The 25,367-nt window shown below is 73.1% G+C and carries 26 protein-coding genes; 13 read left to right on the forward strand and 13 right to left on the reverse strand.

Annotated features, from left to right (window positions below; translation table 11 throughout):
• Window positions 1–620 (reverse strand): ABC transporter ATP-binding protein (locus IEZ03_RS02410; protein ID WP_229807945.1); only part of this gene is annotated, 620 nt, incomplete at its 3' end.
• A gap of 201 nt (window positions 621–821) precedes the next feature.
• Between IEZ03_RS02410 and IEZ03_RS02415 the strand changes: the two genes are divergently transcribed.
• Window positions 822–1,523 (forward strand): PIG-L deacetylase family protein, encoded by a 702-nt coding sequence (locus tag IEZ03_RS02415; protein WP_184882536.1) that lies wholly within the window; start codon window positions 822–824, stop codon window positions 1,521–1,523.
• Here IEZ03_RS02415 and IEZ03_RS39005 read toward each other — a convergent pair.
• From IEZ03_RS39005 to dut, 3 genes are all read right to left on the reverse strand, one after another.
• Window positions 1,520–1,600, reverse strand: a complete 81-nt coding sequence (locus tag IEZ03_RS39005; RefSeq protein ID WP_465251098.1) for a 50S ribosomal protein bL37 — start codon at window positions 1,598–1,600, stop codon at window positions 1,520–1,522. The genes IEZ03_RS02415 and IEZ03_RS39005 overlap by 4 nt on opposite strands.
• Before the next feature lie 131 nt (window positions 1,601–1,731).
• Window positions 1,732–2,550, reverse strand: a complete 819-nt coding sequence (locus IEZ03_RS02420; RefSeq protein ID WP_184882534.1) for a DUF3710 domain-containing protein — start codon at window positions 2,548–2,550, stop codon at window positions 1,732–1,734.
• 3 nt (window positions 2,551–2,553) lie between these two features.
• Window positions 2,554–3,045 carry a dUTP diphosphatase gene (dut, locus tag IEZ03_RS02425; RefSeq protein ID WP_184882532.1) on the reverse strand — a complete coding sequence of 164 codons (492 nt, stop codon included), beginning with the start codon at window positions 3,043–3,045 and terminating at the stop codon, window positions 2,554–2,556.
• Window positions 3,046–3,274: 229 nt separating this feature from the next.
• Here dut and IEZ03_RS02430 point away from each other — a divergent pair, with 229 nt between their 5' ends.
• From IEZ03_RS02430 to IEZ03_RS02460, 7 genes are all read left to right on the forward strand, one after another.
• On the forward strand, window positions 3,275–3,973 hold the full coding sequence (locus IEZ03_RS02430) for a hypothetical protein (protein WP_184882530.1): 699 nt from the start codon (window positions 3,275–3,277) through the stop codon (window positions 3,971–3,973).
• Window positions 3,970–4,500 (forward strand): MauE/DoxX family redox-associated membrane protein, encoded by a 531-nt coding sequence (locus tag IEZ03_RS02435; RefSeq protein WP_184882528.1) that lies wholly within the window; start codon window positions 3,970–3,972, stop codon window positions 4,498–4,500. The genes IEZ03_RS02430 and IEZ03_RS02435 overlap by 4 nt, the downstream gene beginning before the upstream one ends.
• On the forward strand, window positions 4,497–4,979 hold the full coding sequence (locus tag IEZ03_RS02440) for a hypothetical protein (RefSeq protein WP_184882526.1): 483 nt from the start codon (window positions 4,497–4,499) through the stop codon (window positions 4,977–4,979). The genes IEZ03_RS02435 and IEZ03_RS02440 overlap by 4 nt, the downstream gene beginning before the upstream one ends.
• Window positions 4,976–5,590, forward strand: a complete 615-nt coding sequence (locus IEZ03_RS02445) for a hypothetical protein (RefSeq protein WP_184882524.1) — start codon at window positions 4,976–4,978, stop codon at window positions 5,588–5,590. Before IEZ03_RS02440 ends, IEZ03_RS02445 begins: the two co-directional genes overlap by 4 nt.
• Window positions 5,578–5,745 carry a hypothetical protein gene (locus IEZ03_RS02450; RefSeq protein ID WP_165965912.1) on the forward strand — a complete coding sequence of 56 codons (168 nt, stop codon included), beginning with the start codon at window positions 5,578–5,580 and terminating at the stop codon, window positions 5,743–5,745. Before IEZ03_RS02445 ends, IEZ03_RS02450 begins: the two co-directional genes overlap by 13 nt.
• An 18-nt stretch (window positions 5,746–5,763) precedes the next feature.
• Window positions 5,764–6,318, forward strand: coding sequence for a hypothetical protein (locus IEZ03_RS02455; RefSeq protein ID WP_184882522.1), 555 nt, complete (start codon window positions 5,764–5,766; stop codon window positions 6,316–6,318).
• Between the two features lie 114 nt (window positions 6,319–6,432).
• Window positions 6,433–7,719, forward strand: a complete 1,287-nt coding sequence (locus IEZ03_RS02460) for a cytochrome P450 (RefSeq protein WP_184882520.1) — start codon at window positions 6,433–6,435, stop codon at window positions 7,717–7,719.
• A 45-nt stretch (window positions 7,720–7,764) separates the two neighbouring features.
• On the opposite strand, the gene valS is transcribed toward IEZ03_RS02460, so the two are convergent.
• The gene (gene valS, locus IEZ03_RS02465; protein WP_184882518.1) at window positions 7,765–10,284 is read right to left on the reverse strand and encodes a valine--tRNA ligase; all 2,520 of its coding nucleotides are present in this window, start codon (window positions 10,282–10,284) and stop codon (window positions 7,765–7,767) included.
• A gap of 127 nt (window positions 10,285–10,411) precedes the next feature.
• Here valS and IEZ03_RS02470 point away from each other — a divergent pair, with 127 nt between their 5' ends.
• Entirely contained in the window at window positions 10,412–10,699 is a 288-nt protein-coding gene (locus IEZ03_RS02470) for a DUF4235 domain-containing protein (RefSeq protein ID WP_184882516.1), read from the forward strand.
• Between the two features lie 98 nt (window positions 10,700–10,797).
• Here the strand turns inward: IEZ03_RS02470 and IEZ03_RS02475 are convergent, their stop codons facing one another.
• Together IEZ03_RS02475 and IEZ03_RS02480 are read right to left on the reverse strand one after the other, a co-directional pair.
• Window positions 10,798–11,613 carry a hypothetical protein gene (locus IEZ03_RS02475; protein ID WP_229807946.1) on the reverse strand — a complete coding sequence of 272 codons (816 nt, stop codon included), beginning with the start codon at window positions 11,611–11,613 and terminating at the stop codon, window positions 10,798–10,800.
• A gap of 16 nt (window positions 11,614–11,629) precedes the next feature.
• Window positions 11,630–11,926, reverse strand: a complete 297-nt coding sequence (locus tag IEZ03_RS02480; protein WP_117404125.1) for a DUF4193 domain-containing protein — start codon at window positions 11,924–11,926, stop codon at window positions 11,630–11,632.
• A 505-nt stretch (window positions 11,927–12,431) separates the two neighbouring features.
• Here IEZ03_RS02480 and IEZ03_RS02485 point away from each other — a divergent pair.
• Together IEZ03_RS02485 and IEZ03_RS02490 are read left to right on the forward strand one after the other, a co-directional pair.
• Window positions 12,432–14,147, forward strand: a complete 1,716-nt coding sequence (locus tag IEZ03_RS02485) for a serine/threonine-protein kinase (RefSeq protein WP_184882514.1) — start codon at window positions 12,432–12,434, stop codon at window positions 14,145–14,147.
• Entirely contained in the window at window positions 14,144–16,933 is a 2,790-nt protein-coding gene (locus tag IEZ03_RS02490; protein WP_229807947.1) for an ABC transporter substrate-binding protein, read from the forward strand. Before IEZ03_RS02485 ends, IEZ03_RS02490 begins: the two co-directional genes overlap by 4 nt.
• A gap of 6 nt (window positions 16,934–16,939) precedes the next feature.
• Here the strand turns inward: IEZ03_RS02490 and IEZ03_RS02495 are convergent, their stop codons facing one another.
• Both IEZ03_RS02495 and IEZ03_RS02500 read right to left on the reverse strand, forming a co-directional pair.
• Entirely contained in the window at window positions 16,940–18,397 is a 1,458-nt protein-coding gene (locus IEZ03_RS02495) for a sensor histidine kinase (protein WP_229807948.1), read from the reverse strand.
• A complete protein-coding gene (locus tag IEZ03_RS02500) occupies window positions 18,394–19,047 on the reverse strand; it encodes a response regulator transcription factor (protein ID WP_184882510.1) in 654 nt (217 codons plus the stop codon). Before IEZ03_RS02500 ends, IEZ03_RS02495 begins: the two co-directional genes overlap by 4 nt.
• 207 nt (window positions 19,048–19,254) lie before the next feature.
• Between IEZ03_RS02500 and IEZ03_RS02505 the strand changes: the two genes are divergently transcribed.
• Window positions 19,255–19,431: a hypothetical protein gene (locus IEZ03_RS02505; RefSeq protein ID WP_165950362.1), complete on the forward strand. Its 177-nt coding sequence runs from the start codon at window positions 19,255–19,257 to the stop codon at window positions 19,429–19,431.
• Between the two features lie 71 nt (window positions 19,432–19,502).
• Here the strand turns inward: IEZ03_RS02505 and IEZ03_RS02510 are convergent, their stop codons facing one another.
• From IEZ03_RS02510 to IEZ03_RS02520, 3 genes are all read right to left on the reverse strand, one after another.
• The gene (locus IEZ03_RS02510) at window positions 19,503–20,330 is read right to left on the reverse strand and encodes an inositol monophosphatase family protein (protein WP_184882508.1); all 828 of its coding nucleotides are present in this window, start codon (window positions 20,328–20,330) and stop codon (window positions 19,503–19,505) included.
• A complete protein-coding gene (locus IEZ03_RS02515) occupies window positions 20,327–21,235 on the reverse strand; it encodes a ferrochelatase (RefSeq protein WP_184882506.1) in 909 nt (302 codons plus the stop codon). The genes IEZ03_RS02510 and IEZ03_RS02515 overlap by 4 nt, the downstream gene beginning before the upstream one ends.
• Before the next feature lie 91 nt (window positions 21,236–21,326).
• A complete protein-coding gene (locus IEZ03_RS02520; protein WP_229807949.1) occupies window positions 21,327–22,658 on the reverse strand; it encodes a lytic transglycosylase domain-containing protein in 1,332 nt (443 codons plus the stop codon).
• Window positions 22,659–22,906: 248 nt separating this feature from the next.
• On the opposite strand from IEZ03_RS02520, the gene IEZ03_RS02525 reads away from it, so the two are divergent.
• Window positions 22,907–24,217, forward strand: coding sequence for a D-arabinono-1,4-lactone oxidase (locus IEZ03_RS02525; protein WP_184882504.1), 1,311 nt, complete (start codon window positions 22,907–22,909; stop codon window positions 24,215–24,217).
• Between the two features lie 72 nt (window positions 24,218–24,289).
• Here the strand turns inward: IEZ03_RS02525 and IEZ03_RS02530 are convergent, their stop codons facing one another.
• A complete protein-coding gene (locus tag IEZ03_RS02530) occupies window positions 24,290–25,282 on the reverse strand; it encodes a hypothetical protein (protein WP_184882502.1) in 993 nt (330 codons plus the stop codon).
• Window positions 25,283–25,367: the final 85 nt, after the last annotated feature.

Below are 25,367 nucleotides of genomic sequence, written 5' to 3' on the forward strand. Positions count from 1 at the left end.
GGGTCATGGGTGACCATCACGACCGTCTGCCCGAACGTCCGCACCGACTCCTGGAGCAGCCCCAGGACGTCGCGGGCGCTGCGGGTGTCGAGCGCCCCGGTCGGCTCGTCGGCGAACACGACCCGCGGTTCGGTGACCAGCGCCCGCGCGATCGCCACGCGCTGCTGCTGCCCGCCCGACAGCTCCGCGGGCAGGTGCCGGAGCCGGTCGCCCAGCCCGACCCGGGCGAGCACCGCGCGCGCCCGCTCCCGGTCCACCTTGCGGCGCGCCAGCTTCAGCGGCAGCACCGTGTTCTCCATGACGTCCAGCGTCGGCAGCAGGTTGAACTGCTGGAAGACGAACCCGATCCGGCGGCGCCGGAACTTCGTCAGCGCCGCCTCGTCGTCCCCGGTCAGCTCGGCTCCGGCCACGAAGACCCGCCCCTCGGTGGGCCGGTCGAGGCCCGCCGCGCACTGCAGCAGCGTGCTCTTGCCCGACCCGGACGGCCCCATCACCGCGGTGAACGAGCCGGCCGGCAGCGACAGCGACACACCGTCCAGCGCGACCACCCGGTTGTCCTCGGCGCCGTACACCCTGCGCACGCCGTCCAGGCGGAGCGCCTCACCCATCGCCTGATCCATGGGGGCCGGCCCCTTGCGTCCGAACATGCTCTTACCTCCCGCCCGGCGCCCGTCCAGGCGCCTACGGAAGAGAAGCTACGGACGGTGACGGCGGCGGAGGATGGGTCCAGCACGCCGATCGGGGTAGGCAAAACCCTACTGTCGCTCCCCGCGGCGGCGATCCACCATGATGTCGGCGGGGATGTCGGCCAGGATGAGGGCATGGAAGCGGTACCGGAGGACTGGGAGCGCGCGCTGGCGATCGTCGCGCACCCCGACGACCTGGAGTACGGGGCCTCGGCGGCCATCGCGCGGTGGACGGGCCAGGGCAAGACGGTGACGGAGGTGCTGGCCACCCGCGGGGAGGCCGGCATCGACTCGATGGACCCCGACGACGCCCGCCGGGTGCGCAGCGCGGAGCAGATCGAGGCGGCCCGCCGGGTCGGCGTCGACAACGTCGAATTCCTCGATCTGGCCGACGGCATGCTGGACTACGGGCTGCCGCTGCGGCGCGCCCTCGCGGGCGCGATCCGGTGGCACCGGCCCGAGGTGGTGCTGTCGATCAACTTCCGGGAGGAGTTCGCCGGCGGCGGCTTCAACATGGCCGACCACCGGGTGCTCGGGCTGGCCGTCGCGGACGCGGTCCGGGACGCCGCCAACCGGTGGGTGTTCCGCGACCTCGACCTCGAACCGTGGCGGGGCGTCCGGTTCGCGCTGTTCGGCGGGTCGCCGCGCGCGACGCACTACGTGGACGTCACCGGCCACCTGCAGGCCGGCATCGACTCACTGCTCGCGCACCGCGTGTACTTCGCCGAACTCGGCGCGGACTTCGACGCGGCGGCCTTCCTCACCGGCATCGCCGAGGAGGGCGGGCGGGCCGCCGGCGTCCGGCACGCGATGACCTTCGAGATGATCGGGTCCTAGCGGCGGGCATTGGGCCGCCTGCCCTTGTTGCTCTTGCTGCGCTTGCGGGCCCGGCGTTTGCGCGTCTTCTTCGACATGTCCCGATTGAGCACCCGGCGGGCGTCCGAGGCAAGGGTCCGGCCGTCCGGCGCACGGCAGGAACCCGCCCGGCCGCACGACCGAAAAGCGTGCGGCCCGGCAGGCGGGTCCGGCGGGCGGGACGGCCCGGTCAGCGGACCTCGGTGATCTCGGGGCCGCGCTCGAAGGGGTTGAAGTTCTCCTCGCCCTCCGCGGCCTCCCCGTCTTCCTGGCCGGCCTCGCTGAACTCCTTCGGGATCTTCAGCTCCAGCAGGTCGCGCGGCGGCATCGGCGCGTCGCCGCGGTGCACGACCACGCCGCGCAGCACGTCCTCCAGGACCTGCCACTGCTCCTCGTCCTCGATCGCGGCGCCCTGCACCACGGCCTGGAGGAACCAGCGGGGACCGTCCACCCCGAGGAAGCGGATGATCTGCGGCGCCCACCCCTGCTCGACGAACTCGGCCGGGATCTGCTCGCGGACCTCCTGCGGCATCTCGGCGAGGACCTCCTCGGTCAGCGCCGCGGGCACCATCGCCAGCAGTTCGGGGCCGAACGGGCCCTCGCCCTCCTGGGTCTGGCCCTTGGCCTCCTCCTCGATGTCCCTGGCGGTCTCCCGGCGCACGTCCTCCCAGATGCCGCTGCGCTTCGGCGCCGCGAACACCTGGAGCTGCATGGCGCTCTCCTCGTACTGCACGAGCACCGCGACGGGCCGCCCGTCGGTGGGGTTGCCCTCCGCGTCCACCTGGGTGGGCTCGATGTTCACCTGGAAACCCAGCCCGGGTGCCACGGGCACCTGCAAGGCTCCGAAATCGAGACGCTGGATCTCGGGGAAGGAGTCCTCGGAGTCCCACGGACCGCCTTCAGGGGACTCCGCCTTGGCGGGAGCCTCCTCAGCGGCCTCCGCCGGCTCCGCTTGCGCCTCGGTCCCCTTCTCGGGCTCCTCGGCCTGCCGGCGACGTCCAAAAGCCACGACTCACGCTCCTTCTCGACTGTGCTCATTGTCCCCGGGACCAGGCGCGGGACCGAATCCGCCCGTGGAACCGAAGCCGTTCGCGCCGCGCGCCGATCCCGGAAGCTCGGCGACCTCGTGGAACACGGCCCGCTCCACCCGCTGCACGACCATCTGCGCGATCCGGTCTCCGCGCCGAAGTCGCACGGTGGCGCGGGGGTCGGTGTTCAGCAGGGTCACCTTGATCTCACCCCGATAGCCGGCGTCGACCGTACCGGGTGCGTTCACTATGGTCACCCCCAACCTAGCGCCCAAACCGGACCGGGGGTGAATGAAAGCGGCGTAGCCGTCCGGCAGCGCGATCGCCACTCCGGTCGGGACCACGGCGCGCTCCCCCGGCGGCAGCTCGACGTCCACGGCGGCGACGAGATCGGCGCCCGCGTCGCCCGCGTGGGCGTACCGGGGCGGCGGCAGACCGGGATCCAGCCGCCGGATCAGCACATCGACCTTGCCCATGGACTCACCTCATACGCGCCTGCCGGAGAACCCCACGACCCTACCCAGGGCGCGGCACCCGGCCGGCGCTGAAACGCCGCGCCGCGCGGGTCCGGCAGTCGACCCTATCCCGCGACGGGCGGTGACCACTTCCGGAAGGTTTGCCGCCAAAGCGAGAGATCACGCGTAGCGTCACGTCTGTTACCCGCGGTACTTCTGTGGGAGGTGCGTCCCACAGAAAGGGGACGGTATGAGCGCACCCGGAAAGAACGTCACCCACCGGTCGCTGGACGGCGTGCGGGTCCGGATCTCCGGTGCCCAGGACCTCCGGCGGCCCTGCACGTCGGTGGCGCGGATCGCCGACGGCGGGCGGCTCCACGAGATCTCCAGCGGCACCCGCGCGGACGCCCTGGCCTGGGCCGAGGACATCGGGCTCGACCGGTTCGAGCAGGAGTTCCGGATGCAGGGCGGGCGGCTCCGGGTGGGCCGGACGGCGGCCCGCGACGCCGAGACGGGGGTCAGCGACCCGGTCCTCGCGGCCGTGTGGGAGGGCCGCGGCCACGCGGTCTTCACGCACCTGTACCACGCGCGGCCCGCGGACGCCGTGGCGTTCTTCGGCACGCTGCGGCTGACCGAGCACCCCGACGGGATCACCGCCGTCCCGCGCGGGCGGGCCCGGCGTCCCGAGCCCGCCGAGATGGTCAAGGAGGTCCCGGGCCTCGGGCTCCTGGAGATCACCGCGCTGAACCAGCAGACGCGCCGGCGGCTCCCCTCGTGGCGCGGCGCGCCGGTCGCGGGCGGGGAGCTGTTCCAGGACGTCGTCGAGGGCCAGGGCCCCTACTTCCTGCTCGCGCTGAGGTCGCTGCTGGTGACCGTCCTGCCCGAGGAGGACCGGGTGCGGGAGGTCCCGCGGCGCCTGGCCGGCCTGTCGGTCCAGGCGATCCGGTGACCGGGGCGCTCGCCGGGATCGCGGCGGTCGCGGTCCCGCTCGTGCTGCTGCTGTCGGCGGCCGGGCAGGCGCGCAGGCCCGCCCGGCTCGCGGCGGCGCTGCGGGCGCACGGCACGCTCCCCCGCGCCGCCACCGGCCCCGCGGCGGCCGCCGTGATCGCCGCGGAGGCCCTCGCCGGGGCGGGCGGCGCGGCGGCGCTGCTGCTCTGGGCGGACGGCCCCATGCGCGCGGCGTCCGCCGCGGCGGCCGTCCTGTTCGGGCTGTACGCGGGCTACGGGACGTACGTGGCACGGACCCGGCGCGGCGTTCCGTGCGGCTGCGCGGGCGGGGACACCCCCATGACCGGCTGGGTCGCGGGACGGGCCGCCGCCCTCGCCGCCCTGGCCCTCGCGGGCGCCCTGCACGGCCTGCCCGCGGGCCCCGCGGCGTTCGAGCTGACCGTCACCGCCACGGCGGGACTGGTGTTCGCGGTGCTGCTGTGGACGCTCCCGCACGCCATGACAGAGGAGAGGAGGCCGGCCGGATGAGCTTCCAGAACAGCGCGCTGCTGCTGTCTTGGGTGGCGATCCTGCTGCTCGCACTGGTGGTCGCCGGGCTGGTCCGGCAGGTGCACGCGCTGAGCCGGGGAGCCCCGGCCGGGCAGCGGACCGGGCTCGGGCCGGCGCCCGGCACGGCCGCGCCCGCGTTCGACCGCCTCGGGCCGGGCCTGGTGCTGTTCCTGGACCGCGACTGCGGCGTCTGCACCGAGGTGCTGGCCGCCGCCGCCGCGCCGGACGGCCCGGTGCCGGACGGCCCGCTGCACGCGGTCTTCGCGGGCCCGCCCGCCGACGGCGTCCCGCCCGGCGCGAGCGTGCTCGAAGAGGAGCAGGACGGCCTGTTCGCCGAGTACGGCGTCCCCGCCACCCCGTTCGCCGTGCTCGTCGGCGACGACGGGCGGGTGCGGGCCGCCGAACCCGTGGGCTCCCCCGAGGCCCTCCGCGAGCTGACCCTGGAGGCGACCCGATGACCGAGCCGAGGACCGACCCGACGACCGAGCCGTCTGCCGAGCCGCTTTCAGGGCCGGTGATCGAGTTGGAGGACGTCCCGCCGCTGCGCGGCCCGCGTCCCGCCGGGGCGCGACGCGCCCGCCGTCGGCCCGTCCCGCCGGACGGGCCGACGCTGCGGCCCGCCCGGCGAAGCATCCTCACCGGGCTGTTCGCCGCCGGCGCCACCGCCGGGCTGAAGGCCCTCGGCGTCTTCCCGCCCGCGCGGGAGGCGGTGGCGTCCGGTTTCCAGCTGGCCGGCTACTACGACATCTATCCGCGGTGCCCGTCGTACGCGGCCGACCACAACTGCTCCCCCGGCTGCGGGCCGAGCTACGCGTGCAGCTGGTGCTGCCGGACGAGCGGCAAGTACAAGGGCTTCCACAAGTCGGGCGTCTCGCATCCGGGCTGGTACAAGCTGCGTCCCAGCCAGTGCTACAGCGGCGGCTACGACGGGTGGCTGTGGGCGTACGCCAAGAGCTGCGGCAAGTGCACGAAGGGCGTCACCTGGCGCTGCCACGACGGCTGGAAGAAGTCCAAGCAGGGCAACTGGTACAAGACCATCTGCCGCAAGGCGGTGACGTGCAAGAACTGACGGCCGGGCGGGTGCGGCGGGGGCTGGCCGACCCGCTGCCGCCCGCCGCGGCCCTGGCGCTGCTGGCGGTCGCGGCGGCCGCGCTGGACGCGTCCGTCCTGTGCTGGTCGTCGATCGGGGCGCTCGCGGGGTTCTCGCTGTCCGGCAGCGTTTGAACGCGCAACAGCGAATCCGTGCTGTTCTCGCCAGGTTGGCGGGCTCCCGTACGGCAGGGCGAGGTCCTGGCCGTCTTCACCCTCGGGCTGCTGGCCGGGGGCACGCTCAGCGCGGCGGTCGTCTGGCTGCTGTCCGGCCTCGCCGCGCCGCTGCCGCCGTCCGGGCGCGCGGCCGCGATCCTGGGCGTGGCCGCCCTCGGCGCGGCCCGCGAACTCGGCGTGCTCCGCGTCCCGCTTCCGCAGAACGCCCGCCAGATCCCGCCCGAGGTCCTGCAGGCCCGGCTGCGCCGCGGCTCGCTGCAGTTCGGCTTCGAACTCGGCACTGGTGTGCGGACCTACGTCTCCGCCAGCAGCCCGTACGTCCTGGCGCTGGCGCTCCTCCTCAGCCACCAGGGCCTGGCCGCCACCCTCGCCACCGGCACCGCCTTCGGCGCGGGACGCGCTCTGAGCGCCGTCCTCACCTATCTGGCCCGGGACGAGCACCGAGGCGCCGCTTTGGCCGTCCGCATGCCGGCCGTCAAGACCACCGCAGCGCTGGCCATCCTGGCCGCCCTCGCCCTCCTGCTGCCGTGACCCCGCTACAGGGAGATCGCCCGGTTCGCCTTGACGTCCTCATTGGACCCCGATTCGATAGAAACCGAACCAGATTCTGAATTTCGGACGCGGCTGCGAAGGTGGGTGCCCGGCATGACGACCACGGCGCGGGACAAGGTCGACGGCAACCTGTCGAACCTGAAGTTCTGGGCGCTGCCCCCCGAACAGCGCATGGCGGCGTTCGCCCGGCTGCGGCAGCTGGACCACCCCGCGTTCTTCCCGGAGCTGAAGCTGCCGTTCGTGAAGACCGGGCCCGGCTTCTACGCGCTGGCCAGGCATGCCGACGTCGTCGAGGCCAGCCGCACCCCCGAGGTCTTCAGCAGCGAGCCCTGCTCCAACAGCATCGCCGACATGCCGGGCTACCTCGCCCGCTACTTCGGCTCGATGATCAACATGGACGACCCCCGGCACGCCAAGATCCGGCGGATCGTGTCGCGGGCGTTCACCCCGCGCATCCTCGAGAAGATGGAGACCGACCTCCAGGCGTCCGCGACCCGGATCGTGGACGACCTCATCGAGAAGGGGTCCGCGGACTTCGTCACCGACGTCGCGGCCCGGCTCCCCCTCCAGGTCATCTGCGACATGATGGGCATCCCCGAGAGCGTCCGCCCGATGGTGTACGACCGGACGAACATCATCCTCGGCCTCGGCGACCCCGAGTACAGCGGCGGCCGGGACTACACCCGCGACGGCATCACGGTCCTCGGCGCCCTGTACGGGCTCCTGAAGGTGATGGTCGCCGGGTACGAGCTGAACCACCTGGCGATGAAGCTGGCCCGCAAGCGGCGCCGGCGGCCCGGCGACGACCTGGTCTCCGCGCTGGTCGCCGCCGAGGTCGACGGCGAGCGGCTGACCGACCAGGAGATCGGCTCGTTCTTCATCCTGCTGGTGGTGGCCGGGAACGAGACGACGCGGAACGCCATGTCGCACGGCCTCAAGCTGCTCACCGACAACCCCGAGCAGCGGGCCCTGCTGCTGGAGGACTTCGACAAGCACATGCCCGGGGCCGTGGAGGAGATCGTCCGGATGTCCACGCCGGTCATCCAGTTCCGCCGGACGGTGACCCGGGAGTACGAGATGAACGGGCACCGGTACAAGACCGGCGACAAGGTCCTGCTCTTCTACAACTCCGCCAACCGGGACGAGACGGTGTTCGACCGGCCCGACGTCTTCGACATCACCCGCTCCCCCAACCCGCACGTCGGGTTCGGTGGCCCCGGCCCGCACTTCTGCATGGGCGCCAACCTGGCCCGCAGGGAGATCACGGTGATGTTCCGGGAGTTGTTCACGCGCGTCCCGGAGATTCGCGCGACCGGGGAGCCCGACCGGCTGTTCTCCAGCTTCATCAACGGGATCAAGCACCTGCCCTGCAAGGTCTGACCCACGGCTCCCGGCCGCCGCGGACACGGCGGCCGGGAGCCGTGCTCAGGGGGCGAGGACGACGTCGACGGTCAGGTCGGCGGGGGCGTCCTCCAGCGTCAGGTCGGCGATCCGGCCGGCCGCGGCCAGATCCGGCCGCGAGATCCGCAGCACCTCGGCGCCGCGGACGACCGCGCGCGAGACGTCGGCGCGCATCGACGCCCGCGCCTCCGACTTGGCCTTGCGGACCTGCCGCAGCGCCTCACCGGTCGCGGCGAGGACGGCCGGGTCGCCGCCGGGCGGCAGCTCGGCCCGCACCGGCCACGGCGCCGTGTGCACCGACCCCCGCCGCCACCACGACCAGACCTCCTCGGTCACGAACGGCAGGATCGGCGCGAACAGCCGCAGCAGGACCGACAGCGCCGTGCGCAGCGCCGCCCGCGCCGACTGCGCCTGCGGCCCGTCCCCGTAGGCGCGGGTCTTGACGAGCTCCAGGTAGTCGTCGCAGAACTCCCAGAAGAACCGCTCCGTGCGTTCCAGGGCCCGCGTGTAGTCGTAGCCCTCGAACGCCTCCGTCGCCTCCCGGACGACGTTGGACAGCGCCGCCAGCATCGCCTTGTCCAGCGGCTCCGTCACCGCCGCCTCCCGCTGGACCTCGCCGAGGCCCAGCACGAACTTCGAGGCGTTGAGGATCTTGATGGCGAGCCGCCGGCCGATCTTGATCTGGCCGGTGTCGAACGCGGTGTCGGTCCCCGGGCGGCCGTTGGCCGCCCAGTAGCGGACGGCGTCGGAGCCGTACTCGCGCAGCAGGTCGATCGGCGTGACGACGTTGCCCTTCGACTTCGACATCTTCTTGCGGTCCGGGTCGAGGATCCACCCCGACAGCGCGGCGGCCTTCCACGGCAGCGTGCCGTGTTCCAGGTGCGCGCGGACGACCGTGGAGAACAGCCACGTCCGGATGATGTCGTGCGCCTGGGGGCGCAGGTCGTAGGGGAACACCCGCCCGAACAGGTCCTCGTCGCGCTCCCAGCCGCCCGCGATCTGCGGGGTCAGCGACGACGTCGCCCACGTGTCCATCACGTCGGGATCGCCGGCGAAGCCGCCCGGCCGGCCCCGCTGGTCCGCGGTGAAGCCCGGCGGGACGTCGGAGGACGGGTCGACGGGCAGCGCGCTCTCCGGCGGCGTGATCGGCTCGTCGTAGCGGGGCTCGCCGGCCTCGTCCAGGGGATACCAGACGGGGATCGGCACGCCGAAGAACCGCTGCCGGGAGATCAGCCAGTCGCCGTTCAGGCCCTCGACCCAGTTCTCGTAGCGGGCCCGCATGTAGCCGGGGTGCCAGTCCAGCTCGCGGCCCCGCGCGAGCAGCTCGGCGCGCAGGCCCGCGTCCCGGCCGCCGTTGCGGATGTACCACTGGCGGGTCGTGACGATCTCCAGGGGCTTGCTGCCCTTCTCGTAGAACTTCACCGGCCGGGTGATCTTGCGGGGCTCGCCGTCCAGGTCGCCGGACTCGCGCAGCAGCTCGGCGACGCGCTCCTTGGCGGAGAACACCGTCTTGCCGGCCAGCTCCGCGTAGGGCCCGGCGGGGACGCCCGGCGGCGGGTCGGCGGCGAGCCGGCCGTCCCAGCCGATGACCGCGCGGGTGGGCAGGTCCAGCTCGCGCCACCAGGTCACGTCCGTGACGTCGCCGAACGTGCAGATCATCGCGATGCCGGAGCCCTTGTCGGGCTCGGCCAGCCGGTGCGCGACGACCGGGACCTCGACGCCGAACAGCGGCGTGCGGACGGTCGTCCCGAACAGCTCCCGGTACCGCTCGTCGTCGGGGTGGGCGACCAGCGCGACGCAGGCGGGCAGCAGCTCCGGGCGGGTCGTCTCGATGTAGACCGGCCGCTCGTCGCCGTGGAACCGGAGCCGGTAGAACGCGCCGGGCTGCTCGCGGTCCTCCAGCTCGGCCTGGGCGACGGCCGTGCGGAACGTGACGTCCCACAGCGTCGGCGCCTCCGAGACGTACGCCTCGCCGCGCGCGAGGTTGCGCAGGAACGCGCGCTGGGACGCCGTCCGGGACACGTCCCCGATCGTCGTGTAGAGCTGCCCCCAGTCGACCGACAGGCCGACGCGGCGCCACAGTTCCTCGAACGCCTTCTCGTCCACCTCGGTGAGCCGCTCGCACAGCTCGATGAAGTTGCGCCGCGACACCGGGAGCTGCCGTTTCGGGTCGGGCTTGGCCGGCGGCTCGAAGTCGGGGTCGTAGGGGAGGGACGGGTCGCACCGGACACCGAAGTGGTTCTGGACGCGGCGCTCGGTCGGCAGGCCGTTATCGTCCCATCCCATGGGGTAGAAGACCGCCCGACCGCGCATGCGGTGGAACCGCGCGACGGCGTCGGTGTGGGTGTAGGAGAAGACGTGGCCGACATGGAGGGAACCGCTCACGGTGGGCGGCGGGGTGTCGATCGAGTAGACCTCACCGCGCGGCCGCGTGCGGTCGAACCGGTAGACGCCGCCGTCGTCCCAGGCGCGTACCCACTTGTCCTCCAGGCCGTCCAGTGAGGGCTTGGATGGGATGTGCGGAGTACGCGGCTGCTCTGTCATGGGGCAATGGTATTGACATCGGCCCCCGCCGCATGCCGATTACCGCCGCCGACGCGGCGATCACCGCGACCGCCTGCGGCGGGCGGTTCCGGTAGCGTCGGAGACACCGACCGAGTGGAGGACGATCATGGCGGACAAAGGCGATATCGGCTGGAAGGTGATGGCCGGTGCCGCGGCCTTCGCCGGCGGCTTCGTCGCGAGGAAGGTCATCACGGCGGCCTGGAAGAAGACCACCGGCAAGGAACCGCCGACGAACCCCGAGTCGCCCGACGTCGACCTGATGGAGGCGCTCGGCTGGGCCGTGGTGATGGGCGTCGGCATGGAGATCTCGCGGGTCCTCGCCACCCGGGCCGTGGCCAGCCAGTGGGTCAAGGGCACCGGCGAGCTCCCGTCCCACCTCAGGCCGAAGAGCTAGGACGCCGAGGGCCCGGTGCCGGCGACGCTGGTCGTCGGCACCGGGCCCTTGTACGCCTGTCTGAAAGCGGTCACCGGGCGGGACGGGCCGGGCGGTGATCAGTGCAGGGGCGGGTGCTCGTGGCCGGGGCGCGGGAGGGGGACGCCCACCGTTTCGCGGAGGTCGTTGCGGACCTTCAGGGCGAGGGCCCTGGTCGCGGACCGGTTGAGGGCGGCGCCCGCGGCGGCGCCGGTGAGGAAGGGGCCCATCGTGCCGAGGCTGCGGCCGAAGGTGCGCAGCATGCGCTTGCGCAGGGCCGCCTTGGACGCCGTCCCCAGGGCACTGGTCAGCGAAGCGGTCTCCAGGGGGTTGATACCGCGCTGCCGTGCCCAGGACGTCACGAACGCCGCCCCGCGGGCGGTGCCGCTGCCCTCGACGCGGACGCCGTAGACCTCGTGCAGCTCGCCGACCATCTTGACCTCGATGGCCGCGAGCACCAGGGTCTCGGCGGCGAGCTGGGCGGGCGCCGTCAGCAGCAGCGGCGGGGCGGTGAACTGGACGGCGGCCAGCGCGCCGCCGGCCGCGCCGACCGCGGTGGTGCCGTTTCCGGCCACCTTGACGAGCTTGTCGGCGAGCTCCTCGCCCAGCAGGCCGGGATGGTGGGCCTGGAGCGTCTCGAGATCGCGGATCGGGATGTGCGGGACGGCCTCGACGAGCAGGTCGCCGAGCAACCGCCCGCGTGCGACACCCGCGGCGCCCACCTTGCGGGCGCTCTGGCCGAGCAGCCTGGCCAGTCGCCCCAGCAGGCGGCCGCGGGTCTCGCGGTCCATGTCCTCGTCGCCGGTGAGCCTTCCGATCAGCTCACCGAGCTCCGTGGAGCCGTCGCCGTGCGCCGGCTCCACGTCGTCCTGACGCCTTTCGATACCGCCCGACACCTGCGGCCGCTCCCGGTCAGGCGGCGCACTCGCGGCAGACCGGCTGGCCGTTCTTCTCGGTGGCCAGCTGGCTGCGGTGGTGCACCAGGAAGCAGCGCGTGCAGGTGAACTCGTCGGCCTGCCGCGGAACCACCCGGAAGGTGAGCTCCTCGTTCGACAGGTCGGCGCCGGGCAGCTCGGCCACCTCGCCGGCGTCCAGGTCCTCATCGATGATGCTGGCCGCCTTGTCGGCGCGCCGGGCCTGGAGCTCCTGGAGGCTGTCCTCACTCAGGTCGTCGTCGGTCTTCCTTGGGCTGTCGTAGTCGGTCGCCATCTTCTATCTCCATCCCCCTCAGTGCTTTATGCGCCCCGTCGCGCGGATCTAACGCTCGAAGGGCCGTTCTTGTGCCCGATCCGGGCGGGAAATTCTGTCACGGTTGGTGAGCTGCGACACACAAGGCGCGACCGTTCCCACGAGTGACCGCTGTCACCCGGATCTCTTCCTCGAAATGTGTCTTCCGTCACATATCCGGCAGCTGTCACGGCGGCGAGCGCCACCGGAACACCCGCCGGAGACTCCCGCGGCGGCGGGGATCATATCGGTCCCGGGGCGCTAATGCGCGCCGACCGGCCCGGCGCGGCGGGACGGCCCGATCCGGCTGCCCGGCCGTCGAACCAGACGCTTCGGTGAAACGTCTGAACTAACGCGATATCGTGCCCGCCTGAGGATGGGGGCGGACCCCCTGCGGGGTCAGCCCGGCCGATGCCGGCGGACGGCCCCCCGGCGGGGTCCGGCGCACACTATCGCGGGACATCACTGCGGGTCACTGGAGGGTCAGATGCCGGATGCCGCTCCGCTGGAGCCGGGCGATCCTAGGGCACTGGGACAGTACGAGGTCGTCGGAAGGCTGGGCGCCGGGGGTCAGGGCGCCGTCTTCCTCGGCAAGGCGCCGGGAGGCGAGTACGTCGCGGTCAAGCTGCTGCACGCGCAGATGGCGAACGACCCGGCGGCGCGCGCCCGCTTCACCCGCGAGGTGAGTGCGGCGCAGAAGGTCGAGCCCTTCTGCACGGCCCGGGTCATCGAGGCCGACGTCCACGGAGACCAGCCGTACGTCGTCAGCGAGTTCATCGACGGGCCGTCGCTGCACGACGTGGTGGCGCACGACGGGCCGCGCAGCCCCGCCGAGCTGGAGCGGCTCGCGATCGGCACGGTGACCGCGCTCGCGGCCATCCACGAGGCCGGGATCGTGCACCGCGACTTCAAGCCCAACAACGTCATGCTGGCCGCGGACGGCCCTCGCGTGGTCGACTTCGGCATCGCGCGGACGGTCAACTCGCAGGAGAGCGCGGTCACCGCCACCGGGATGGTGGTCGGCACACCCGGCTACCTGGCGCCCGAGCAGCTCACCGGGGCGCCGCTCACCCCGGCCGTGGACATCTTCGCCTGGGCGGCGACGATGGTGTTCGCCGCCACCGGGCAGTCGCCCTTCGAGGCGGACACGCTGCCGGTCATCATCAACCGCATCCTCAACGAGGAGCCGGACCTCTCGGCGCTGCCCCCGGGGCCGCTGCGCGACCTGATCGGGCAGTGCCTGTCCAAGGACGCGGGCCTGCGCCCGCCGGCGCCGCAGCTCCTGCTGAACCTCCTGGGGCACGTCGGCGCCGCTCCGGCCGGCCAGGCCGGCGCGGAGGACCTCCTCAACCAGGGCACGCGGATCGCCTCGCAGCTTCCGCCGCCGCCCCCGGTGCCGCCGGCGCCGCAGGCGCGGCCGCAGCAGCAGATCACGCCGCCGCCCATGCCGATGCACCAGGGCCCGCCGCAGGGCCCGCCGCACGGCCCGACGACGCCGCCCCCGCAGCCGATCACTCCGCCGCCCATGCCGATGTACCAGGGCGCGCCCCCCGGGCCGACGACGCCGCCCCCGCCCCCGCAGCAGATGGGGCAGCAGATGGGGATGCCCCACCCGGGGGCGCCGCGGCCGCCGGTCCCGCCCGGGCCGCAGTACGGGGCGCCGAAGCAGTCCAGTTCCGCCGGGCCGATCATCGCCATCGGCTGCGGCGTGCTGGCGCTGATCACGATCATCGCGATCGTGGCGGTGATCGTCATCGCCAGCAACGAGGGCGGATCGGACCCCGATCCCGACCCGTTCCCGCCGCCGAGCACCTACACCCCGCGCGTGCCGACCCCGGGGAGCACCTCCCGGGGCGGGCTCCTCGGCGTGTACGAGGGCGACGCGAGGCAGCCGGACGCCGACGCGGGCCACCAGAACTTCCAGGCCCGGTTCGCGCTGCTCTACACGAGCGGCACCGCCCGGTACACCTACCCGTCGGGCGCGCAGGACAACTGCTACACCAGGCTCACGCTGCTGTCCGGTGACCGCACCAGCGAGAAGGTCGAGTACCAGGAGACCCCGATGGCGGGGATGGACCCGAGCAAATGCGCGGCCGGGTACATCACCTTCACCCAGCAGGGGTCCGAGGAGACCCTGCGGTGGGAGTGGCGGCAGAACCGCTCCGACCCGACGGCCTCCGCCTACGGAACCGTCCGCAAGTGACGGCGGCGGTCACCCCGCTTCGCGCGGGTGATCCGTCCCGTCTCGGCGCCTACCGCCTGACCGGCCTCCTCGGGGAGGGCGGTCAGGGCGCCGTCTTCCTCGCGGAGGACGGGGCCGGCCGCCGGGTCGCCGTGAAGCTGCTGCACGCGCGGTTCAGCGGCGACCCGAAGGCGCGGTCCCGGTTCGCGGCCGAGGTCGCGGTGGCCAAGCGCGTGTCGGCGTTCTGCACGGCCCGCGTCCTGGACTCCGACGTGGAGGGCGACCGGCCCTACATCGTCAGCGAGTACATCGAGGGGCCGTCGCTGTCGGAGGTGCTGGCCGCCGACGGCCCGCGCCGCGGCGCCGACCTGGACCGGCTGGCGATCGGGACGATGACGGCGCTCACCGCCATCCACCAGGCGGGCGTCGTGCACCGCGACTTCAAGCCCGGCAACGTCCTGCTGCCCGCGGACGGCCCGCGGGTGATCGACTTCGGGATCGCGCGGGCGCTGGACGCCACGGGCACGATCTCGAGCACGGCCGTCGGCACCCCCGCCTACATGGCGCCCGAGCAGATCTCCGGCGCGCCGGCCGGCCCGGCCGTCGACGTGTGGGCGTGGGGCGCCACGATGGTCTACGCGGCCGGCGGGCGCACCGCGTTCGGCCAGGACTCCATCCCCGCGGTCATGAACCGCATCCTCAACCTGCCCCCGGACCTCGGGGACCTGGCGGAGCCGCTGCGCGGGATCGTGGCGAACTGCCTCAGCAAGGACCCGGCACTCCGCCCCACGTCCCAGAACGTCCTGGCGCACCTGCTGGAGCTCGCGGGGAGCCTGCCTCGGGCCGGAGCCCCGCAAGACACGGGGGGCGGCGAGGACGCCGCGATCCTCACCCAGGGCGCCGCGACGGCGGCCACCGGCACCACGCAACTGCGCGTCCCGGCGACGCCCGCGCCACCCCAGCCGCAGACACCCCGGCCGCAGACACCCCGGCCGCAGGTCTCGCCCGCGCTGCCGGTGCCGGGACCTCCGCCGCCGGGCGGGCAGGTCCCGGGGGCGCCGTGGGCACCGGCCGCGGGGCACGGCGCGCCGACCTGGCCGTCCGGACCGTCCTTCCCGGACGGGGGCGCCCCGCCCGCCGGTTCCGGCGGAGGGCCGCGCAGGCCCGGCATCGGCGTCCTGGCGAGCGTCGGCGGCGCGGCCCTGGCCGCCATGGTGCTGGTCGGCACCGTGATCCTCGTCCAGTTCCGGGGGGACGGCGGCCCGGACCCGAGGACGACCCCGGCCGGACGGACGGGCGGGACGTTCCGGATGTCCGTCCCGTCGCCCGCCACCCTGGACGAGGAGATCGATCCGGCGCACGTCACCGGCGGTACCGGGCGGTTCCTGGTCGAGCAGCTGTTCACCGGCCTGACCGAGCTCGGCGCGGACGGTGTCGTCCGCAACCGCCTCGCCTCGCGGATCGCGTCCGACCGGAAGTGCGAGCAATGGAAGATCGAGGTCAAGGAGGGCACGAGCTTCACCAACGGCGAGCGCATCGACGCGCGAGCGTTCGCCCGCGGCTGGGCCCGGAGCGCCGCGGCGAAGACCGGCAGCGGCTCCTACCTGATGACCGACATCCAAGGCTTCTCCGACGTCGCGGCCGGCAGGGCCGACGAGCTGTCCGGGGCCCGCGCGCTCTCCCCCGCCTTCCTCGACGTCACACTGACCTCCCCCAACTGCGACTTTCCCGCCCGGCTCTCCGAGCCCGCCTTCATGCCCGTCCCCGAGGAGGCCGGGAAGCCCGACAACCGGACCTACAACACCCGTCCCGTCGGGAACGGCCCGTTCAAGCTGGAGGAGCACCGGCCCGGCACGGGCGCGGCACTCGTGCGCAACGACGGCTGGACGTTCGGCAGCACCAGGTTCGACGGCGTCCAGATCGTCTTCAGCGACGACCCCGCCCGGGGACGCGCGGCCTACTCCGCCGGGGAGGTCGACTGGTCGGCCCTCACGCCGGGCCGGTCTTCCCCGGCGCCCGGAGAAGAACTGGTGACAGGCGCCAGCCCGTCGACGCGGATGCTCGTCCCGCTCACCGCGCGCGGACCGATGAAGTCGAGGGAGGCGAGGCAGGCGGTCTCCTACGCCATCGACCGCGCCAAGCTGAGCCAGATCCTCGGCGGCGTTCCGAAGCCCGCCCACGGCATCGTCCCACCGGCGATCTCCGGCTTCGGGAACCCCGGCCCGTGCCCGTCGTGCGACAAGCCGGACCCGGCGAAGGCCAAGGAACTCGCCGGGCAGGCCGGGCTCGGAGCGGGAAGCGAGGTGAACCTGTACTTCCGGCAGTCGTCGGTGTACCCGGACCTCGCGGAGGTGATCCGCGAGCAGCTGCAGACGACGCTCGGGTGGAAGGTCGCGATGAAGGCGTCCCCGCTGGAGAACTTCGAGGAGTTCCGCGAGACGCTCGTGTCGAAGGACGCGTCCGGCCTGGCCCTCTTCGCCTGGGGCCCCGACTACCCCGGCGCCTACTCGATGCTGTGGCCGCTGCTGGGAGGCGACGTCGTCGCCACCGGCGGCAACTCCCACCTCAACTACTCGGGCTGGAAGAACGCCCGGTTCGACGCCGTGATCTCGGAGGCCCTCGCCGACCAGGACGCCCACGACCGGACCAACCTGTTCAAGGAGGCCGAGAAGACGGCCCTGGACGACATGGCCCTCATCCCCCTCCTCAACGACGGCCACGCGGCCGTCGCGAGGAGCGACCGGTACGTCGGGCTCGGGATGGACTACCACGGCTTCCCGACGGTGACCACGGCCGCGCTCAAGTAGCCGCGCTCAGCCCGGAGGCAGCCGGACGGTGACGATCAGGCCGCCGCCGGGCCGCGGCGCGGCGTAGACGGCGCCGCGGTGCGCCAGCACCACCGACCGGACGATCGACAGGCCGAGGCCGGCGCCCTTCGCCGACTCGACCCGGTCGGCGTTCAGCCGCCGGAACGGCTCGAACAGCCGCTCCACCTCGTAGGCGGGGACGGCCGGGCCGGTGTTCTCGACCTGCACGGTGGCGTAGCCCTCCAGCATGCCGGTGCGGATCCAGAGCTCGCCGCCGTCCTCCTCGTTGTGCTTGATCGCGTTCTCGACGAGGTTGGACACCAGGTGCTCCAGCAGCACCGGGTCGCCGAGCGCCGTCCCGGACGTCAGCTCCGGGTGCACGGACACGTCGTTGTCGTGGTCGCGGCGCGCCGAGTGCTCCAGCACCGTGGCGGCCACCTCGGCGAGGTCGACCGGGGTGCGGGTGGTCAGCTCCCGCTCGCTGCGGGCGAGCAGCAGCAGGCCCTCGATGAGCCGTTCGTGCCGGGCGTTGGTCGCCAGCAGGGTCCGGCCGACGGCGCGCAGGTCGTCCGACGCCTCCGGGTCGCCGAGCGCGACCTCCAGCAGCGTCCGGTTGATCGCGAGGGGCGTGCGCAGCTCGTGCGAGGCGTTGGCGACGAACCGGCGCTGCGAGTCGAACGCCTGCCCGAGCCGCTCCAGCATCGCGTCGAAGGTGTCGGCCAGCTCCTTGATCTCGTCGTCGGGGCCCTCCAGCGCGATCCGCTCGTGCAGGGTGCTCTCCGACAGCCGGCGCGCCGTGGTGGTGACCCGCTGCAGCGGGCTGAGCGCCCGGTCGGCGACGAACCAGCCGAGCACCAGCGTGATGATCCCGACCCCGGCGAGGGCGAGCAGCGACCGGCCGAGCAGCTGCTTCATCGTCTGCTCGACGAACTGGCGCTTCAGCTCGGCGGCCTCGGCGCTGGAGATGCCGAGGCCGATCACCTGGACGTTGCCGAGGATGTTGGCCATCAGCACCGTCATCACGAACAGCAGCAGCGCCCCGGCCATGAAGAACAGCAGCCCGTACAGCAGGGTGAGGCGCAGCCGGACGCTCATGCGGCCGGGCAGCGTCTTCAGGTCGGTGAACGACCCGCCGCCACCGCCGGACCACCCGCCCTGGGCCGCCGGGTACGGCGGGGGCACCCGGTGCGGCACCTGCTGCGGGCCCGGACGCCGCCACCGGCCGCCGCGGCGGCCGCCCGGCACGGCCGTCGGCTGGGTCGCCTGCCCCCCGTCCTCGCGCGGCTTCGCCGGGCCCGTGCTCGACTGGTCCGTGCTCGACTGGCCCGCGTTCGGCTGGCCCGCGTTCGGCCGCGTGTCTTCTTGCGAGCCCGGCCCCTGCCCCTGGTCCGGCCCGGCGGGAGTCGCGCCGGCGCCCGCGGACGGCTCGTCGGGGCCGCCGGGCGATACGGGTCCGGTGTTCACAGCCGGTACCCCACGCCGGGCACGGTCTCGATGACCGGCGGTTCGCCGAGCTTCTTGCGCAGCGTCATCATCGTGACCCGCACGACGTTGGTGAACGGGTCGATGTGCTCGTCCCACGCCTTCTCGAGGAGGTGCTCGGAGCTGACGACGGCGCCGTCCGCGCTGAGCAGCACCTCCAGCACCGCGAACTCCTTGCGGGTCAGCTCGACCGGGCGGCCGTCGCGGGCGACCTCGCGGCGCGCCGGGTCGAGCGTGATCCCGGCGCGCTCCAGCACCGGCGGCAGCGGCGCGGCGGCGCGGCGGCCGAGGGCCCGCACGCGGGCGATCAGCTCGGCGAACGCGAACGGCTTGGCCAGGTAGTCGTCCGCGCCGATGGACAGGCCCTCGACGCGGTCGTCCAGCTCGCCCGCCGCGGTGAGCATGATGATCCGCGCCGGGTAGCGCTGCGCGACGAGCTGCTTGCAGACGTCGTCGCCGTGCACCTTCGGCAGGTCGCGGTCCAGCACGATGACGTCGTAGTCGTTGACGCCGGCGCGCTCCAGCGCACCCGCGCCGTCGTAGGCCACGTCCACGGCCAGCGTCTCCCTGCGCAGGCCGGTGGCGATCGCGTCGGCGAGCACGCGCTCGTCCTCGACGACTAGAACACGCACAGGGTCCCCCTCCTGGTCGGGGCGCGGCGCGCCCCCGCGGTTCCAGATATGACACGGGAGCCGTAAGACCCCCGTAAGCACCTGTTCGCTCGGTGTACGCCGAAGCGGAACATCACGGACGCAACAATCCGCGAAATTTGCATCGACGCACAGGTTTATCTTCAGCCTAGGGCTGGGTAAGCATGGGCAGGATCCGGGAGGAGGCCCATGGGCGAGTTGTCACGCATGATCCAGCAGCGGCTCGATGACGCTTACGCGTCGCTGCGGAGCGCCCACGCAGATGGGGACACCTACCTGGCCGACATCCGCCAGGAGGAGATCAACGATCTGCGCCGGATCGCAGCGAACAACGACATCGGCGTCGAAGCACCCCGCTGCGACTGAGGGACGCACGAGCGTAACGGGAGCCCGGGACACCCCCGTCCAGGGCTCCCTTCTCAATTCCGGCCGCACCGTCAGTCGGTGAGCGGGTCGAGCGGCACCAGGAGCTCGTGCAGCGCCTCGAACGTGCCCGGCCCGGCGGCGATGGTCAGCTCCGGGCTCGCGGGGGCCCCGTGCAGGCCCTCGACGCGTCCGCCCGCCTCCTGGACGATCAGCGCGCCCGCGGCGACGTCCCACGCCTGGACGCCGCGCTCGTAGTACGCGTCGACACGTCCCACGGCGAGCGAGCACAGGTCCACGCAGCAGGAGCCGCCGCGCCGGATGTCGCGCACGCCCGGCAGCACCCCGGTGAGCACCCGCGCCTGCCCGGCCCGCCGCCCGGCGTCGTAGCCGAACCCCGTGGCCACGAGCGCCTCGCCGAGCGGCACCCCGGCGTTCACGCGGAGTTCCCGCGTCCCGGACGCGGTGTGCAGCAGGGCTCCGCCGCCGCGCACGGCCGTGCAGGTCTCGCCGCGGCGCGGCATGTCCACGGCCCCGGCGACGGTCGTGCCGTCCACCTCCGCGGCGATGCTGACCGCCCAGTCGGGCAGGTCGTAGAGGTAGTTCACGGTCCCGTCGATGGGGTCGACCACCCAGCGGACCCCGCTGCCGCCGTCGCGGGCGCCGCCCTCCTCGCCGAGGAACGCGTCGTCGGGGCGCACCGCCCGGATCCGCTCGATGATCAGCTGCTCGGCGGCCCGGTCCATCTGGGTGACGACGTCGGTCGGGGACGACTTGGTCTGCACGACGTCCGGGCCGTCCAGCGGGCGCTTGTCGATCAGCATCCGGCCGGCCTCCCGCGCGGTCGCGGCGGCCAGTTCGAGCAGTTCCGCGGCGAGGTCCGGCGTGCTCGCGGCGCTCATCGGGCGTCCTCCAGGAGCCGGCGGGGCAGCGTGGCGAACCGGGGGTCGGTCCCGGGCGTCCCGGCGCGGGCGAACGCGATCCCGAGCTCCGCGGCGAGGTCGGCGGCCTCGACGTCGAGGTCGTACTTGACCTCCATGTGGTCGGAGACGAACCCGATCGGGACGACCGCGACGGCGCGGACGCCCTTGCCGTGCAGATCGCTCAGGTGATCGGTGATCTGGGGCTCCAGCCAGGGCTGGCTGGGCGGTCCGCTCCTGCTCTGGTAGACGAGGTCCCACGGAGCTCCGGGGGCGGCCTTCTGCGCCACCGCCCGCGCGGCCTCCTCCAGCTCCGCGACGTACTTCTCCTGGTTGGGCTGGGAGAGGGGCACGCTGTGCGCGGTGAAGACCAGGCGGGCGCCTTCTGGGAGGCGGCTCAGCGCGTCCTTCGTCGCGTCCGCGAACGGCTCGATGAACTCGGGCCTGGCGGAGTACACGGGCAACTTGTCGATCTCGGGGGCGTCCTCGACCTCTTCGCGCACGCGCGCGATGTCGTCGACGTACTGGTCGTTGGTGGAGTACCCGCTGTAGGCGGACGTGACGAAGGCCGCCGCGCGCCGGATCCCGTCGGCCTTCATCTGCCGGACGGTGTCGGCGAGGTACGGAGTCCAGTTCCGGTTGCCCCAGTAGACGGGGAGGCCGACGCCGTGGTCGGCGAAGTCGGCCTCGACCTCGGCCTTGAGGTCCCGGCACAGCTGGTTGATCGGGCTGACCCCGCCGAACAGGTAGTAGTGCTCGCCCACCTCTTCCAGGCGTTCGCGCGGGATGTTGCGGCCGCGGGTCACGTTCTCCAGGAACGGGAGCACGTCGTCGGGCCCCTCGGGCCCGCCGAAGGACAGCAGAAGCAACGCGTCGTACGACGTCATGCTCCCCATCCAATCAGCCCTGCGGCGGTGCCCCGTTCCGGGCCGGTGTCGCGGAGAGCCCTTCCCGGGGCCGCCTCAGGAGCGCCGCCGGTCACTCGTAGCGCGCCGCGTACGCCTTGGCCAGGTTGAGGACCTTCTGCACGTACCAGTGGGCGTGGTTGTAGTGCCAGATCGCGTTGTAGAGCTGCTTGCCGCCCTTGCCCGCGCCGTTCGCGCACAGGTAGTTGGCCGCGCCCGGGATGGCGTCGTAGGGGTTCATGATGTCGGCCTTGCCGTCCCTGTCGCCGTCCACCCCGTACGCCTTCCACGTGGCGGGCATGAACTGCATCGGGCCGAGCGCCCCCGCGCTGGACGGGCCGACGTTGCGCCCGTGGCTGCTCTCGACCTGGCCGATCGCGGCGAGGACCGTCCAGGAGAGGCCCGGGCACGTGCCGGCCGCCTGCTTGTACAGGTCCATGTAGCCGGTGGCGCCACCGCCGCCGCCCGCCTGGTTCTGGTACTTGGACTCGTGCAGGTTCACCACGTCCGTGCCCGGGCCGAGGACCTTGGTCACGGCCCTGGCGACCTTGGCCGGGTCCGCGCCGGGGGCGTTGACCAGCACGGCGACGTTGGGGATGAGCCCCATGTCGGTCCCGGACTTCCGGCTGACGAGCATGTCGATCCCGGGCACGCCGAGGGCGCCGGAGCCGCCCATCGTCAGCGAGGGCATCGTGCGCCCCACCACCGGGTACTGGGTGCCCTTCGCGAGCTGGAGCTGCTCGGAGGCCGCCGGGGACACCACGAACTGGTCGCCGGCCAGGGCCTCCCACAGCTCGGTCTTCTTGGCCGTCCCGGGCGGCGTCCAGGCGCGGAAGTCGGACGGGTCCACGGCGAACGCGTTCACCAGGCGGCCCTGGAGCTGGACGGCGCCGCCCGCGACCGCCATCACGTCCTTGACCCGGCTCAGCTTCGCGATCCGCTTGATCTTGGCGGTGGAGATCGAGGCGCCGCCGACCGCCAGCACGTCCGGCGGGACGACGCGCTCCAGCGGCGCGACCTGCCCGCTCTGGGCCACGTTGACGGGGTCGCCCCGCAGGTTGTCGGGCGGCTCGGCCGCCGCCGGGCCCGCCTCGGCGCGCTCCGGCTTCTCCGCGGTCAGCGCCGCGTAGGCGCCGCCGGAGGCGGTCGCGACGGCGAGGAGCGCGATGCCCGCGACGAGCAGCGGCGATCCGCGGCGCCTGGGCGGGCGCGCGTACCCGTTCCGCGGCCGCCGCTCCTTCTTCTCCGGCTTCGGCCTGCGCGGCCGGGAGACGGCCGTGTTCCCGCCGTTCGCGATCACGTCCGCGCCGGGCGGGCGTTCCCCGGGCTCGGAGGGGGTCGACGGCGCCTTCTTGGCGGCCGCGTTCGCGATGGAGCCGGTGCGCCGGGCTGATGGAGGGGCCACAACAATTCCCAACGAGTGTCGCTACGGACGGTTACCCGCTTTTTTCACTTCTTTCCCCCATGTCACGCCAGGATGGGGCCGACCATGGACGAAGCGATGCGTGCCGGACGCCCGCATCGTTCCATGTCCGTAGTTACCGGATCGTAGGCTATCGCCCGTTCCATGACCGCCTCCCAGGCATGATCGGCGGCCCCGCGGGAGGAAAACATGAACTTTCCTCATGAACGTTGGACGAGTAGAGTCGCCGCATGTCCCCCGTGACGAACCAGAAGTGGCAGAACTGGGCGGGAAACCAGCAGGCCACGGCGCGCCGCGTCGCGACCCCGCGCACCGCCGGAGAGGTCGCCGCGCAGATCCGGTCGGCCGCCGACGACGGCCTCACGGTCCGCATGACCGGCACGGGCCACTCCTTCACCGGCGCGGCCGTCGCCGAAGGGGTCCGGCTCCGTCCCACGGCGCTCACCGCGGTCCGCTCGGTCGACACCGCGACCGGGCTGGTCACCGTCGAGGCAGGACTTCCCCTCCACGCGCTCAACCGCATCCTGGACGAGCACGGTCTCGCCCTGGCCAACATGGGCGACATCCAGCAGCAGACCGTCGCCGGCGCCCTCCAGACCGCCACCCACGGCACCGGACGCGACGTCGCCGGGCTCGTCTCCCAGGTCGCCGCCCTGGAGCTCGCGCTCGCCGACGGCACCATCGTCACCTGCTCGCGCGAGGAACGCCCCGACCTGTTCGACGCGGCCCGCGCGGGCCTGGGCGCGCTCGGCATCGTCACCGCCATCACCTGGCGGACCGTCCCGTCGTTCCTCCTGCGGGCACAGGAGGAACCGATGAAGTGGGACGAGGTCCTCTCGCGCGTGGACGAGTTCGAGGCCGCCAACGAGCACTTCGAGTTCTACTGGTTCCCGCACACCGAAGGCTGCCTGACCAAGCGCAACAACCGCGCCGAGGGCCCTGCCGAGCCGCTGTCCAAATTCCGGTACTGGCTGGACGACCGGTTCCTGTCCAACACGGTCTTCGAGGCCATCAACAAGGTCACGCACAGGGCGCCCGCCACGGTGCCGTTCGTGAACGGCATCTCCGCCAAGGCCCTCGGGGCGCGCACCTACAGCGAAACCTCGTACAAGGTCTTCACCAGCCCGCGCACGGTCCGGTTCAAGGAGCAGGAGTACGCGATTCCGCGGGAGCGGCTCGTCCCCGCCCTGCGTGAGCTCCGCGCCCTGTTCACCAAGAAGGGCTGGCGGATCAGCTTCCCCATCGAGGTGCGGCTCCTCCCCCAAGAGGACGCCTGGCTGTCGATGGCGCACGGACGGCACAGCGCCTTCATCGCCGTGCACGTCTACCACCGCGACCCGCACGAGGAGTACTTCCGGGGCGTCGAGGACCTGCTCGCCGGCCTCGAAGGGCGTCCGCACTGGGGCAAGCTGCACACCCGCGACGCCGCGTACCTGGAGACGGTGTACCCGAGGTTCGGCGACTTCGTCGCCCTGCGGGACAAGCTCGACCCGGACCGGCGCTTCGCCAACCCCTACACGAGGCAGGTCTTCGGCGACTGAGCGCGCTCGCCCTGTGTCACCTGCCCCGTGTCACCTGTCCCGTGTCACCTGCGCGGGGTCACCCGCCCGGCGTCACTCGCTCGGGGTGGAGCGGTTCTGGGGGTCATCGGCGCCCGGAGCCTGGCCCCCGTCCTGGCCGCCCCCGGGCGGCCCGGTCGGCGCCGGGGTGTCCGGGTCCGCCGGCACCGAGGTCGTCGGCTGCGGCGTGGGCGCCTGGGTCGGCTGCCCGGACGGCTGGCCGGTCGGCTGGTCGTCCGGCCGCGTGCCCGGCTCCGTGGTCGGCGCCTCGCCCGTCGGGGTCTCGCCCGGAGTGACACCGGGCTCGGTCGGGCCGTCGGTCGGGTTCTGCGACGGGCCGTCCTCCTGCTGCTTCCCGCCGCCACCGCCCAGGACCTCGGTGACGGTCAGCCCGCCGCCGCCGCGCCCGATGGGCTCCCCCGCCGCGGCCTCGTAGATCGTGATCCCGCCCAGGACGATCGCGAACACCGCGGCCGACGTGACCGCCAGCTTCACCCAGTGCGCCTTGGCCCACTCGACCGTGCTCTTCCACGCCGACCGCCGGACGACCTGCCGCACCGCGTCCTCGCCCGCCTCCTCGGCGAGCGAGCCGGCGACCGCCTCCACCGGGTCCACGCGCGTGGCGTTGGGGTCGCCGCCGGCGACCGGATCGAGGCGGGTCGCGTTCGGATCGCCGCCGGCGGGGTCGAACCGGGTGGCGTTCGGATCGCCGGCCGGGTCGAACCGCGTGGCGCTCGGGTCGCCGGGCCACGCCACGGTCCGGGTCGGGTCGGCGCTCCTCGCCTCCTCCGCGGCGTCCTCCGCCGCGCCCCGGCGCCGCGTCGCGGCCTGCATGTGCGTCAGTTCCTTGATCTGGTTGCGGCCCTGGTCAAGGTAGTGCTGCCCGATCGCCGACCCGGCCGTCGAGATCACGCTCATCAGCGCGGCGCCGATGATCGTCCCGTAGACCCCGAGGGTGGAAGCGCCGAAGGCCGCCACGGCCGTCGCGATGGCGCTCGCGACGAGCTGCGTCGTACTGATCTCCGGCTTGCGCGGCATGAACCGCATCACTCCCGTCTAATCGCCATGAACCCCTTGATCACTAACTGATCGGGGCGACCCGGTTGTTCCTGCCCAAGACGTGACGCTCGCA

The organism is Actinomadura livida, from assembly GCF_014648675.1.
Lineage (GTDB): Bacteria > Actinomycetota > Actinomycetes > Streptosporangiales > Streptosporangiaceae > Spirillospora > Spirillospora livida.

Coding starts and splice junctions, on each gene's coding strand:
- IEZ03_RS02415 (WP_184882536.1), top strand. CDS start 822: ATGGAAGCGGTACCGGAGGACTGGGAGCGCGCGCTGGCGATCGTCGCG.
- IEZ03_RS39005 (WP_465251098.1), bottom strand. CDS start 1,600: ATGTCGAAGAAGACGCGCAAACGCCGGGCCCGCAAGCGCAGCAAGAGC.
- dut (WP_184882532.1), bottom strand. CDS start 3,045: ATGGGCAAGGTCGATGTGCTGATCCGGCGGCTGGATCCCGGTCTGCCG.
- IEZ03_RS02430 (WP_184882530.1), top strand. CDS start 3,275: ATGAGCGCACCCGGAAAGAACGTCACCCACCGGTCGCTGGACGGCGTG.
- IEZ03_RS02440 (WP_184882526.1), top strand. CDS start 4,497: ATGAGCTTCCAGAACAGCGCGCTGCTGCTGTCTTGGGTGGCGATCCTG.
- IEZ03_RS02445 (WP_184882524.1), top strand. CDS start 4,976: ATGACCGAGCCGAGGACCGACCCGACGACCGAGCCGTCTGCCGAGCCG.
- IEZ03_RS02460 (WP_184882520.1), top strand. CDS start 6,433: ATGACGACCACGGCGCGGGACAAGGTCGACGGCAACCTGTCGAACCTG.
- valS (WP_184882518.1), bottom strand. CDS start 10,284: ATGACAGAGCAGCCGCGTACTCCGCACATCCCATCCAAGCCCTCACTG.
- IEZ03_RS02470 (WP_184882516.1), top strand. CDS start 10,412: ATGGCGGACAAAGGCGATATCGGCTGGAAGGTGATGGCCGGTGCCGCG.
- IEZ03_RS02480 (WP_117404125.1), bottom strand. CDS start 11,926: ATGGCGACCGACTACGACAGCCCAAGGAAGACCGACGACGACCTGAGT.
- IEZ03_RS02485 (WP_184882514.1), top strand. CDS start 12,432: ATGCCGGATGCCGCTCCGCTGGAGCCGGGCGATCCTAGGGCACTGGGA.
- IEZ03_RS02505 (WP_165950362.1), top strand. CDS start 19,255: ATGGGCGAGTTGTCACGCATGATCCAGCAGCGGCTCGATGACGCTTAC.
- IEZ03_RS02510 (WP_184882508.1), bottom strand. CDS start 20,330: ATGAGCGCCGCGAGCACGCCGGACCTCGCCGCGGAACTGCTCGAACTG.
- IEZ03_RS02515 (WP_184882506.1), bottom strand. CDS start 21,235: ATGACGTCGTACGACGCGTTGCTTCTGCTGTCCTTCGGCGGGCCCGAG.
- IEZ03_RS02525 (WP_184882504.1), top strand. CDS start 22,907: ATGTCCCCCGTGACGAACCAGAAGTGGCAGAACTGGGCGGGAAACCAG.
- IEZ03_RS02530 (WP_184882502.1), bottom strand. CDS start 25,282: ATGCGGTTCATGCCGCGCAAGCCGGAGATCAGTACGACGCAGCTCGTC.